This window comes from Variovorax sp. GW821-FHT09D07, from assembly GCF_059416345.1.
Map to the genome: position 1 here is coordinate 1,081,956 of NZ_JBWKOY010000002.1, position 11,455 is coordinate 1,093,410.

The 11,455-nt window shown below is 69.5% G+C and carries 14 protein-coding genes; 5 read left to right on the forward strand and 9 right to left on the reverse strand.

Annotated elements, in window-relative coordinates:
- The first annotated feature begins 16 nt into the window (after window positions 1–16).
- Complete coding sequence (gene arfB / locus AC07OX_RS11330; protein ID WP_062472954.1) at window positions 17–424, forward strand: alternative ribosome rescue aminoacyl-tRNA hydrolase ArfB; 408 nt, start codon at window positions 17–19, stop codon at window positions 422–424.
- On the opposite strand, the gene AC07OX_RS11335 is transcribed toward arfB, so the two are convergent.
- On the reverse strand, window positions 393–920 hold the full coding sequence (locus tag AC07OX_RS11335) for a DUF2306 domain-containing protein (protein ID WP_493192840.1): 528 nt from the start codon (window positions 918–920) through the stop codon (window positions 393–395). The genes arfB and AC07OX_RS11335 overlap by 32 nt on opposite strands.
- Before the next feature lie 136 nt (window positions 921–1,056).
- On the opposite strand from AC07OX_RS11335, the gene AC07OX_RS11340 reads away from it, so the two are divergent.
- Window positions 1,057–1,638, forward strand: a complete 582-nt coding sequence (locus AC07OX_RS11340; protein WP_307586138.1) for a DUF3299 domain-containing protein — start codon at window positions 1,057–1,059, stop codon at window positions 1,636–1,638.
- On the opposite strand, the gene AC07OX_RS11345 is transcribed toward AC07OX_RS11340, so the two are convergent.
- On the reverse strand, window positions 1,622–2,128 hold the full coding sequence (locus AC07OX_RS11345; RefSeq protein WP_495262851.1) for a GNAT family N-acetyltransferase: 507 nt from the start codon (window positions 2,126–2,128) through the stop codon (window positions 1,622–1,624). The genes AC07OX_RS11340 and AC07OX_RS11345 overlap by 17 nt on opposite strands.
- Window positions 2,129–2,262: 134 nt before the next feature.
- Here AC07OX_RS11345 and AC07OX_RS11350 point away from each other — a divergent pair, with 134 nt between their 5' ends.
- The gene (locus AC07OX_RS11350; RefSeq protein ID WP_495262852.1) at window positions 2,263–2,676 is read left to right on the forward strand and encodes a GFA family protein; all 414 of its coding nucleotides are present in this window, start codon (window positions 2,263–2,265) and stop codon (window positions 2,674–2,676) included.
- 2 nt (window positions 2,677–2,678) lie between these two features.
- Here the strand turns inward: AC07OX_RS11350 and AC07OX_RS11355 are convergent, their stop codons facing one another.
- The 7 genes from AC07OX_RS11355 to AC07OX_RS11385 form a co-directional block, all read right to left on the reverse strand.
- On the reverse strand, window positions 2,679–3,563 hold the full coding sequence (locus AC07OX_RS11355) for a LysR family transcriptional regulator (RefSeq protein WP_070059579.1): 885 nt from the start codon (window positions 3,561–3,563) through the stop codon (window positions 2,679–2,681).
- 31 nt (window positions 3,564–3,594) lie between these two features.
- Window positions 3,595–5,325 (reverse strand): SulP family inorganic anion transporter, encoded by a 1,731-nt coding sequence (locus AC07OX_RS11360; RefSeq protein WP_495262853.1) that lies wholly within the window; start codon window positions 5,323–5,325, stop codon window positions 3,595–3,597.
- Window positions 5,326–5,386: 61 nt separating this feature from the next.
- The gene (locus tag AC07OX_RS11365) at window positions 5,387–5,836 is read right to left on the reverse strand and encodes a DUF2501 domain-containing protein (protein WP_495262854.1); all 450 of its coding nucleotides are present in this window, start codon (window positions 5,834–5,836) and stop codon (window positions 5,387–5,389) included.
- A 122-nt stretch (window positions 5,837–5,958) separates the two neighbouring features.
- Window positions 5,959–7,176 (reverse strand): beta-ketoacyl-[acyl-carrier-protein] synthase family protein, encoded by a 1,218-nt coding sequence (locus AC07OX_RS11370; protein ID WP_495262855.1) that lies wholly within the window; start codon window positions 7,174–7,176, stop codon window positions 5,959–5,961.
- Window positions 7,173–7,415 (reverse strand): acyl carrier protein, encoded by a 243-nt coding sequence (locus AC07OX_RS11375; protein ID WP_062472943.1) that lies wholly within the window; start codon window positions 7,413–7,415, stop codon window positions 7,173–7,175. Before AC07OX_RS11375 ends, AC07OX_RS11370 begins: the two co-directional genes overlap by 4 nt.
- Before the next feature lie 165 nt (window positions 7,416–7,580).
- The gene (locus AC07OX_RS11380) at window positions 7,581–8,267 is read right to left on the reverse strand and encodes a phosphatase PAP2 family protein (protein WP_070059576.1); all 687 of its coding nucleotides are present in this window, start codon (window positions 8,265–8,267) and stop codon (window positions 7,581–7,583) included.
- Between the two features lie 65 nt (window positions 8,268–8,332).
- Window positions 8,333–9,226, reverse strand: a complete 894-nt coding sequence (locus AC07OX_RS11385) for an AraC family transcriptional regulator (RefSeq protein ID WP_235926665.1) — start codon at window positions 9,224–9,226, stop codon at window positions 8,333–8,335.
- An 89-nt stretch (window positions 9,227–9,315) separates the two neighbouring features.
- On the opposite strand from AC07OX_RS11385, the gene AC07OX_RS11390 reads away from it, so the two are divergent.
- Window positions 9,316–10,566, forward strand: coding sequence for an MFS transporter (locus AC07OX_RS11390; RefSeq protein WP_495262856.1), 1,251 nt, complete (start codon window positions 9,316–9,318; stop codon window positions 10,564–10,566).
- Window positions 10,567–10,606: 40 nt separating this feature from the next.
- Window positions 10,607–11,356, forward strand: a complete 750-nt coding sequence (locus tag AC07OX_RS11395; RefSeq protein ID WP_492732408.1) for a sulfite exporter TauE/SafE family protein — start codon at window positions 10,607–10,609, stop codon at window positions 11,354–11,356.
- Window positions 11,357–11,455: the final 99 nt, after the last annotated feature.

Sequence of the window (11,455 nt, forward strand, 5' to 3'; positions counted from 1 at the left end):
GGGCACACTCGCGGGCATGCTCCGCCCCCCACTCCTGATCGATCCCGACGAGGTCGAGATCAGCGCCATCCGTGCGCAGGGGGCGGGCGGGCAGAACGTCAACAAGGTGTCGAGCGCGGTGCACCTGCGCTACGACATCCATGCCAGCTCGCTGCCCGCGGACGTGAAGGAGCGGCTGCTCGCCTTGCGCGACAGCCGCATCACGCAGGAAGGCGTGTTCGTGCTCAAGGCGCAGCAGCACCGCACGCAGGAGATGAACCGCGCCGACGCGCTCGCGCGGCTGCAGGCGGTGATCGACAGCGTGGCCACGCCGCCGCGCGTGCGGCGCGCCACCAAGCCCACCTACGGTTCGAAGCAGCGCCGGCTCGAAGGCAAGAGCCAGCGCTCGCAGATCAAGAGCCTGCGCGGGCGGGTGCAGGACTGACGGGCTTGTCGCCGCGCAGCCGCTTGATCTGCAGCGTCACGCCGACCACGTACAGCGCGCCGAGCACCGCGGTGATCGCCTTCAGTTCGGGCGCCTCGGCGGTCGGCAGCAGCGGCGCGCCCAGCGGAAAGCGTGTCAGCGTCTCGGTGAAGGCCGGAATCCAGTGGAAGAGAAAGCTCGCCGAATAGGCGACCGCCTCGATGTAGCGCGACTTCGCCCCAAGCCGCCCGTACCCCGCCAGCGCGCCGACGGCCAGCGCCACCAAAGTGATGATGCCCAGCGCATGGGGCTTGCCGAAGCCGCCGTGCTGGAAGATGCCGAAGCCCGTGAGGCAGGTCAGCACCGTGGTCCAGACGAAGACCTGGCCCAGGCCGGTGCGCAGCGTGATTTCCTTGTAGCGCAGCAGGGCCCAGATGCCTGCGAACACGGCGATCAGGCTGATCGCGGTGTGAACCGTGCCGAGTGACGTCAATCCAAGCCATCCTGTGGGTGCCATGCGGATCTCCTCGTGGTCGTGGTGCGGCATTCTGGCGCGGCGCCCGCCTTTTTGCCATGTGTGCCCATTCGTTTCAGGACGGGTCTTCCGGCCCGCCCCGAGCGCCGTGTCACCTTCGGCAAGCACAATCGGGGCCATGAGTGTTTTTGTTCGTCGCACGGGAATGGTGCTGCTGATGGCGGTCGCGGGCAGCCTGCTGTCCGCCTGCAGCCCGGATGCGGCCCAGGGGCAGGGCACGGCCGGCGCGCCGGCCGCGCAGGAGATGGCCTGGGACGCGCTGGTGCCCAAGGAGTGGGACCCGACCCAGCGCTACCGCAACATCAGCCTCGAGGCGCTGCGCGACAACGACCCGCGCGCGATCCAGATGCTCGACGAGATGCGCGCCGTCTGGGACAACGCGCCGGTCAACGTCGCGCTCGACGGCAAGCCCGCGAAGCTGTCGGGTTTCGTCGTGCCGCTCGATGCCACGCAAGACGGCATCCGCGAGTTCCTGCTGGTGCCGTACTTCGGCGCCTGCATCCACACCCCGCCGCCGCCCGCCAACCAGATCGTCCACGTGATCGCGCCCGCGCCCGTGAAGGGGCTGCACGCCATGGACACGGTGCGCGTGAGCGGCACGCTGAAGGCGGCGCGCTACGCGTCGGCCGACATGGGCGTGAGCGGCTACGAGATCGCGTCGGCGGCGGTGGAGCGGGTGGCGGTCACGCAGGGGCCGTGAAGGCTGCCAACTCGCCCAGGGCCGGCTGCAGCAGCCGGTAGCTCAGCCGCTCGGCCACCTGGAACGCGCCGAGCCCTTCATAGAACGCGATGCCGCGCGCATTCGTCGCCTTCACGGGCCAGTCGATGCGGTGGCATCCCTTGGCGATGGCTTGCGCGGCCACCCATGCCATGAGGGCGCGGCCCGCCCCGGCGCTGCGGTGGCCCGACTTCACGTAGAGCTCCTTGAGCTGGCAGTGCCTGCGTTGCTCCGGTGCGAAGTCGACCAGCGAGAAGACCCAGGTGATCGCGGCCAGCCCGACCACGGTGTGCGCATCTGTCGATGCCACCACGAGCTGGTGCGGCGAGCCGGGTGCCAGGAGATTGCCCAGCAGGTGTTCGCGCACCAGCTCGCGCGGCACGCGCGCGCCTTCGTTGTAGAAGGCGTGCAGTTCGGCCAGCAGCTCGATGAGCGAATCGTGTTGGGCTTCGGACACCAGATCGACATGCATGGCATTTCCTTGGGGATGCGTCTTCGTGACTGCCGGATTCTGGCGCGTCCCGGATTCACGACGATCTTGTTACTCCCCGCTCCAAGCCTCGCGCGGCTAGATTGCCCTTCACCACTTCGAAAAGGACAAGAACCATGAACCCGGCCTACACCGGCGGTTGCGCATGCGGCGCCATCCGCTACGAGATTTCAGGGGAACCCGTGTTCCAGAACGACTGCCAGTGCCTGGACTGCCAGCACAAGAGCGGCACGGGCCACGGCTCGTACCTCAGCTTCGCGGGCGCCGAGGTGAAGCAGACCGGCGCGGCCACGCTGTGGAGCCTCAAGGGCGACAGCGGCAACGTCAAGACGCGCGCGTTCTGCCCGACCTGCGGCTCGCCCGTGTACATGACCTTCGCCGCGATGCCCGGTGTCTTCACCGTGCACGCCGCGAGCCTGGACGACCCGGGGCGCTACCGTCCACAGGCGGTCACGTACGCGGTGCGCGGGCACGCCTGGGACTTCCTCGACCCGGCGCTGCCGAGGTTCGAGCGAATGCCGCCGGGCTGAGCTCAGCCCATGCGCTGCGACAGGAAATCGAGGAACGAAGTGATGCGCGCCGACAGCTGCGTGTTGCGGTAGTACACGGCGTTGACGGGCTGGCGCACGTCGACCGTGTCCTTGGGCAGCACCTGCACCAGCGCGCCGCTGGCGCGGTCGGCGGCGGTCATGAAGTCCGACAGGCAGACGATGCCCACGCCGGCCAGCGCCAGTTGGCGCAGCGTTTCGCCGCTGGACGCGACCACGGTGGGCGCGATGGTCCATTCGTCGCCGTGCACGCCGCGCAGCGGCCAGCGGTTGAGCGACTCGGGCTGCGTGAAGCCCAGCAGCGCGTGGCCGGCCAGCTCGTCCACCTTGCGCGGCTTGCCGTGGGCCTCGAGGTAGGCGGGGCTCGCGAGCACGCGCAGCCGGTGCGTGCCGAGCGGGCGCGCATGCAGCGTGGAATCGCGCAGCGGGCCGATGCGGATCGCCACGTCGGTGCGTCGCTCCAGCAGGTCGATGGGCAGGTCGTCGGTGTCGAGCTCCAGGCTGATCTGCGGATAGAGCCGGCGGAACTCCGGCACCAGCGGCACGATGGCGTGCAGCATGAAGGGCGAGGCCGCGTTCACGCGCAGGCGGCCGGCCGGCTGCTGGCGGCGCGCGGCCATGTGCTCCTCGGCATCGTCGATCGCGTCGAGGATGGCGCGCGTGCGCTGCAGGAAGGCGGCGCCTTCCTCGGTGAGTTCGAGCCGCCGCGTGGTGCGGCGCATCAGCGTGGTGCCGAGCTTCTGTTCGAGCCGGCTCAATGCGCGGCTGATGCCTGACACCGTCTGGCCCAGCTGGTCGGCCGCGGCGGTGATCGAGCCGGTGTCCACCACGGCGCGGAAGGCGACCAGTTCTTCGATGGTGGTTTTCATGGCGCCCGTGTGGGGGAAGAGGCGCGCGCGGTCAGGCCGCCGCTTCGGCCTCTTCGGGCATGTCGATGCGCGGCATCAGCGCGGCCAGCGCCTCGGCGTCGGTGCGGTAGCTGAAGAGCATCGGCCCCGGTGCGAGCAGGCCCGCGCGTTCCAGCACCTGCATGGCCGGCAGCTTCATGCCGCTCAGGTGCAGGCGCACGCCCTTGGATTCCATCATCCGGCGGATCGAGCCGAACACCTCGGCGCCGGTGATGTCGATGCGGTTGATGGGCTGCGCGAACAGGCACACGTCGGTCAGGTCGGGGCGCTCGGCCAGCGCGACCGTGAGCGCGCGCTCCAGCGTGGAGGCGGAGGCGAAGTCGAGTTCGGCGTCCATGCGCACCGCATACAGCTGCGGCGCGAGCGGCGGCAGCTTCCAGAGGTGGCGGTCGCGCAGGCTGCCGTCGGGGTGCAAGCCCACTTCGATGATGCGCGGGTGCAGGTGGCGGTACATGTAGTGCGCCAGGCTGGCGAGCAGGCCGCCCAGCACGCCCCAGTAGATGCTCGGCGCGGTGGCGATGGTGAGCATGAAGGTGCCGAAGGCGATGCCGGCCTCCAGCTTCGAGATGCGCCACAGCGCCGTGAAGCTCGACGGCTTCACCAGCCCGAGGATGGCCGTGACCACCACCGCCGCCAGCACCGCCTGCGGCACGTGGTACAGCAGCGGCATGAGCCACAGCAGCGCACCGGCCACCACCGCCACGCTGAACAGCGTCGCCCAGCCGGTCTGCGCGCCCGCGTAGAGCGTGATGGCCGAGCGCGAGAACGACGAACTGGTGGGGAACGACCCCGTGAAGCCCGAGGCCAGCTTGGCCAGGCCCTGGCCGATCAGGTCCTGGTTTTCGTTCCACAGCGTGCCGGCGCGGCCGTTGTCGACCTTGGCGCTCGACGCGGTTTCGAGAAAACTCACCAGCGTGATCATCAGCGCGGGCAGCACCAGCGCGCTGAAGGTGTGCGCCGGCAGCAGCCCGGGCCAGTAGAACGAGGGCAGGCCCGAGGGCAGGGCGCCCACCACGGCGCCGCCGCGCAGCGCGTAGTTGATGCTCCAGCTGATGGCCGCGGCGCCGGCCACCAGCGCCATCGTGGTCGGGAAGCGCGGCACCCAGCGCTTGCCCAGCCACAGCACGGCGATGCTGCCCAGGCCGAAGGCGATGGCCGTGAGGTCGGGCAGCGGACCGCCCTGCAGCACCTGCGGAATGGTGCGGCCCGTGAAGCCCAGCAGCGCGGGCAGTTGCGAGATCGCGATCAGCACCGCCGCACCCTGCGTGAAGCCGATCAGCACCGGCGAGTTGACCAGCCGCAGCAGCCAGCCGAAGCGCCCCGCGCCGAGCACGATCTGGATCGCGCCCGACATCAGCGTGAGCCACACCGCCATCGCCACCCATTCGTCGCTGCCCGCCACCGCCAGCGGCGCGAGCGACGCGCCCACCAGCAGGCTGGTGAGCGCGGTCGGCCCCACCGACAGCCGCTGCGACGAGCTGAACATCACGGCGATGAGCGCCGGGAACAGCGCCGCATACACGCCCGTGACCAGCGGCATGCCGGCCAGCGCCGCATAGGCCACGCCCTGCGGCAGCACCATCAGCGCGACGGTGATGCCGGCCATGGCCTCGTTGCGCAGCAGCGCGGCGGAAGGTCGGGGCCAGCCGAGGCAGGGAACCCAGCGTGCGAGGCGCTGGCGAAGGGACGGTGCGGGGGAAGAGGAGGGAGAAGCCGGATTCATGAAGCGGGGCGCGCGCACGGCGGGCACGCCGCGCGCGGAGAGCGGGAGAGAGAGAAAGAGCCTAGATCAGTGAGGTCGCGTTTTTCAGGACGTAGTCGCAGGCCTTTTCCTTGACCTTCGACGACAGCCCCTTGAGGTTGAGCGACTTGCCGTCGCCGCCCTTGAGCAGGCCCTTGGCGCCGCTCGCGAAGTCGTTTTCCTGTTTCTTCTGGCCGGTGATCTTGGCGAGCAGCTTGTCCTTGACGGAGGCGGCATCGCCGCCGAGGTAGTTGTTCTTGACGCAGTACTCGAGCACGCCGGCGGCGCTGCCGATGGTGCTGGAGCCGATGGCGGGCATCTTGAAGCCGCCGAGGCTGAGGTTGCTGAGCGCCGAGCCGCCACCGCTGCTGCTGCCTTGCGAGTTGACCGCCGCGCCGGCCTGTTCTTTCAGCTGGTCGAGCAGGTTGTTGGCCTGCACCGAAGCGCCTGCGGCGAGCAGGGCAAGGGCGACGAATGTGGAGCGAACGTGCATGGTGGCCTCCTTGGACGGACATGGGGGGAGAAGCGCCCACCAGCATACCGGAGAGCCCGGAATGTCTCTATCGCGCGGGGCACAGCGCCACGGGGTGCGCACGGCCCGCAAGAGCACGCAGTTCAGCCCCGGCGGAACAGCAGCACGGAGTTCGTGCCGCCGAAGGCGAAGGAGTTGCTGATGGCGGCGTCGAGTGCGGGTGCGGCGCTGTCGCCGGGGGCGACGAGGTTCATCCGGCAGTCGGGGTCGATGTCGCGACAGTTCGCGTTGGGCGGCAGCTCGCGCCGGTGCAGCGCCAGCACGGTGATGAGCGCCTCGATGGCCCCGGCCGCGCCCAGCATGTGGCCATGCAGCGCCTTGGTCGAGCTGACGCGCAGGGCGTCGAAGTCGGCGCCCCAGACCTCGGCCAGCGCGTTGCGCTCGACCACGTCGCCGATGCGCGTGGCCGTGCCGTGGGCATTGCAGTAGCCCACGTCGCGTGGCTGCAGGCCGGCCTGGCGCAGCGCGGCGCGCAGGGCACGGGCCTGGCCCGGTGCATCGGGCTTGGTGAGATGGGTGGCGTCGCTGCTCAGGCCCCAGCCGGCCAGCGTGGCATAGCGGCGGGCGCCGCGCGCGCGGGCGCGCTCGGCCGATTCGAGAACGAGGAAGGCCGAGCCTTCGCCCAGTGCGAAGCCGCTGCGGTCGGTGGCAAAGGGGCGCACCGCGCCGGCCGCTTCGCCGGGCTGGAAGCCGGCCAGCGTCTGCATGGCCTGCCAGGCCAGCACCACGCCCGGGACGATCAGTGCTTCGCTGCCGCCCGCGATGGCGATGTCGACCTCGCCGCGCTGCACCGCCTTGGCGGCCTCGGCGATCGCCACTGACGACGAGGCGCAGGCGACCGAGTAGGTGAGCACCGGGCCCAGCACGCCGTTGCGCATCGCCACATGGGCGGCCGGCGCGTTGGGCATGAAGGCGGGAATGGTGAGCGGCGAGACGCGCCCGTTGCCGCGGTAGGCGGCCTCGAGCGCGGCGGCGCCGCCCATGCCGCAGCCGGCGTAGACGCCGACGCGCTCGGCATCGATGCCGGCATCGCTCAGGGTCAGCCCCGCATCGCGCAGGGCGAGGTCGGCGGCGGCCACGGCCAGCTGGCTCACGCGGTCGACGCCCGCGAGCTGCAGCTTGGTGAACCAGCGCGTCTCGTCGAAGGCGACCGTGGCGGCGGCGGCGGGTTTGGGGAGTTCGGGAAAGACCGGTGCGATGGCCGAGCGGCCCTGCAAGAGCGCATCGAACAGCGCGTCGGGCGCGTCGCCATGCGGCGCCATGACGCCCAGCCCGGTGACGGCGACTTCGTGCGTGCTCACGCTGTCTTGGCGGCCCGGACCTTGTCGACCAGCTGCGCGAGCTCGGCCAGGGTGTCGATGCTCGCGTCGTCGTCGGGCATGGTGATGCCGAAATGGTCTTCGATGGCGAACAGGAATTCGGCCAGGGCCAGCGAATCGAGTCCGCCGGTTTCACGCATCGAGGCGTGGGGGTCGAGCTTGGACGGTTCGATGCCGTACTTCTCGTGGATCAGGTCCTGCAATTCCTTCAGCGAACTCATCTGCGATGCCTGTCGTCTTGTGCCGCCGTTGATCGATGGGCTGCCTGTCCCTTGCGGGTGGCGGGCCACGGGGTCGATCCCTTCCTCGTTCGGCCTGTGTTGATGATCAATGGTGATTGATGATATCCGCTTCGACCTTAGGGAAATCCTCGGGGCGGCCCCGGATCAACGGGGGCCGGGGCGCCAGCGCAACGAGGGCAGCGCAAAGGCCAGCCCGAGCAGCGCGCCGGCCACCGCGTCGAGCACCACATGCTGCTTGACCGCCAGCGTGGAATAGGCAATGGCTGCAAACCAGGCCCAGTTGATCGCCTGCAACAGCCACGGCGTGCGCGCCGCGCGCAGCACGTCGGCCAGGCGCACGGCGGTGAAGATGGCGACCGCCACGTGCATCGACGGGCAGGCGTTGCCCGCCGCGTCCACGCCCTGCAGCATCGCGAAGCCGGGGTAGCCCGAGACGTCGATGTTCAGCGGCGGGATCTGCGTCGGCCAGAAGTAGAAGAGCCCCAGGCCGCTCAGGCACAGCGCGCCGATCCACAGCCCGTAGACCACCAGCTCGCGAAAGGTGAGCTGCAGCCCCGGCGCAAAGCCCACGTACACCCACAGCGACAGGTAGGCGCCGAGCGTGTAGGGCTGGAACGGAATCAGGTGGTCCAGCGCCGTCAGGGGCATCACCGTGACCGGGAAGGCCGGGTTGCGCAGCAGGTGGAAGTAGCCGATGAAGAACAGCCAGGTGAAGGCCGTGGTGCCGACCGCCTTCAGCAGGAAATGGCGGCGGATGCGCAGCCAGATGTCGGCGGTCCACGTTGCAGGCCTGGCCTCGGCCGCGATGTGCAGGGGGATCGGTGAGTGCATGGTGTCGGTGTCGGTCGCCGATCTTGCCAGAGCACCATGGCGTGCTCCGTCCATGCCCTGCGGCATCAAAGGGTGGCCGGTCGCTTGCGGTGCTGGAACGAGGTGGGCGAGCGCCCCGTGGCCGCCTTGAACATGGCGCAGAAGGCGCTGTCGGTGGCGTAGCCGCTGGCCGACGCCACCTGGCTCACGGCCATGCCGCGTGCCAGCAGCGGGAGCGCGTGCGCCATCACGGCCTGCTGGCGCCATTGCTGCCAGCTCATGCCGAGCTGGTCGCGGAACAGCCGCGCCACCGTGCGCTCGCTGGCGCCGATGGCGGCGGCGCGCTCGGCCAGCGTGGCGCGGTCGGCCGGGTTGCGCAGCAGCGTCTCGCACAGCTGGCGCAGGCGCTTGTCGGAGGGCAGCGGCACGTCGATGCGGATCTGCGTGGCGCGCTCGACCTCGTCGACCAGCAGTGGCGCGATCATGCGTTCGCGCTGCGGCGCGTGCGGGTCGGCCGGGGGCAGGCCGTCGGGCGTGGTGTCGAGCGCGAGCATGAGGGCGCGCAGCAGCGGGCTGATCTCGAGCACCTCGCACTTCTCCCAGGTGGGTGCGATCCAGGCGTGCAGGTAGACGGTGCGCAGCTCGGCGTCTTCGATCAGCGTGATGCTGTGCGGCATGTTGGCCGGCACCCACAGCGCGCGCGACGGCGGCACGATGTAGCTGCCATCCTGTGTGCTCAGACGGATCACGCCGCGCGTCGAGAACGTGAGCTGCGGCCACGGGTGCTCGTGCAGCTCGACCAGCGTGTCGGCGCTCAGGAAGTGTTCCTTAGCGCGCAGCGGGCGCACCGCGTCGGGGGCGTACAGGTGCGGCGTGAGCGGGCCCACGCTGTTGGTCGGCGCGGTGGGCGTGCCGCGCGCCTTGGCGGGAGTGGCTGGCTCGGGAGCGGGCGGAGCGTGAGGGGGAACGGCGCTTGGCATGGTTTCGACAAATGTTGTCGCTGTATCGCCATTCTGCCGCGTCGGTGCCGCATAGCATCGGTGCCCGCACCGGTTTTTTGTAGCAATCCATGTCATCCACTTCCTCGACAGCCGTTCCCGCCACCACTTTGCGCACTGACGCCCAACTGATCGGGCTGGTCGGCCTGGCGCATGCGGTGAGCCATTTCAGCCAGCTGATCCTGGCGCCGCTGTTTCCCTGGCTGAAGGACGCGTTCAACGTGAGCTACACCGAGCTGGGCGCGGTGCTCACGGTGTTCTTCGTGGTCTCGTGCATCGTGCAGGCGGCCTCGGGCTTCATCGTCGACAAGCTGGGCCCGCGCCCGGTGCTGTTCGTCGGGCTGGGCGCGCTGGGGCTCGCGGCCTTCGGCTATGCCATGGCGCAGAGCTACTGGATGCTGCTGGCCTGCGCGGTGGTCGGCGGCATCGGCAACGGCGTGTTCCACCCGGTCGACTACACGCTGTTCAACCGCAAGGTCGCGCCCACGCGGCTGGGCCATGCCTACAGCGTGCACGGCATCACCGGTAGCCTGGGCTGGGCGCTGGCACCGGCCTTCGTGGTGCCGATCGCCATCGCCTTCTCGTGGCGCGTGGCGCTGGCCTCGGCGAGTGTGGTGGCCATCGTGGTGCTGCTGATCCTGTGGATCTACCGCGGCGTGCTGGCGCTCGACGCAGCGGCCGTGCACAAGGCCACGGGGCACGGCGAGCCCACGCCGGTCGGCGGCGAGTTCGACTTTTTGCGCATCCCGGCCGTGTGGATGTGCTTCGGCTTCTTCTTTTTCTATGCCGCCGTGATCAGCGTGGTGCAGACCTTCGCGCCCGTGGCGGCCGGCCACCTGCACGCGGTGCCGGTGGCGCTGGTGGCGGTGTGCCTCACGGTCTACATGGTGGCGAGCGCGGCCGGCATGGTGGTGGGCGGCTTCCTGGCCTCCGACCCCTCGCGCTGCGAGCGCATCGTGGGCGCGGGCTTCGGCGTGGCGGCGGCGCTGGCATTGGTGCTGGCCTTTGCGCAGTTTCCGCCGGTGATGGTGCCGGTGCTGTTCGGCGCGATGGGTTTCGTCTCGGGCGTTGCCGGGCCGTCGCGCGACCTGCTGGTGAAGAAGTCGACGCCGCCCAACGCCACGGGGCGCGTCTACGGCGTGGTGTATGCGGGGCTGGACATCGGCCAGGCCGTGGCACCGCTGGTGTTCGGCCGCCTGATGGACGCCGGTCAGTACACGAGCGTGATCGTCGGACTGGCGCTGGTGCAGGGCGTGCTGATCGCCAGCGCCTTCAATGTGCGGCGCGTGCGGCGCACGGCGCTGGTGCCTGCGTCGGCCTGAGCCCCCGGAGGGCGAAGCAGCGGCCCCTATCATCGGCCGCATGCAAGCCTTGTATGTCTATGTGATCGTCGGCGCTGTGCTGGCGGGGTTCGTGCAGGGCCTGTCGGGCTTTGCCTTTGGCATGGTCGCGATGTCCGTGTGGGCCTGGACGCTGGAGCCGCAACTGGCTGCCGTGCTCGCGCTGTTCGGCGCCCTCACGGGGCAGGTGATTGCGGCGCTCACGGTGCGGCGGACTTTCGACAAACGCATCCTCTGGCCCTTCGTGCTTGGTGGGCTGGTCGGCGTGCCCTTCGGTGTGTGGCTGTTGCCGCACCTGGACATCGTGCTGTTCAAGGTGTGCCTGGGCACGCTGCTGGTGCTGTGGTGCCCGGCCATGCTGATGTCGCAGCACTTGCCGAAGATCACTTTTGGCGGTCGCGCAGCGGACGGCGTGGCGGGTGCCATCGGCGGTGTGATGGCGGGCATCGGGGGCTTCTCGGGTGTCGTGCCCACGTTGTGGTGCACGCTGCGCGGCTTTCAGCGCGACACGCAACGTGCTGTGATCCAGAACTTCAATCTCTCGATGTTGGCTGTGGCATTTGCGGTGCATGTGGCTAGCGGGAGCATTGGGCGTTCAGTTGTGCCGTTGCTGGTGCTCGTTGCTGCGGCTGTTGCGGTGCCGGTGTTGTTGGGGGCTCGGTTGTATATCGGGATCAGTGAAGCGGCGTTTCGCAAGATCGTGTTGAGCTTGTTGACGTTGTCTGGGGTTGCTATGTTGGCTTCGGCTTTGCCTGCCTTGCTGGCTCGTTGAACTTGGCGCGTGGGTTTGCTTTCCGGGGCCGGGAGTTCCGCCCGGCGGCGGACTCACTTTCTTTTGCTTCGCCAAAAGAAAGTAAGCAAAGAAAAGGCG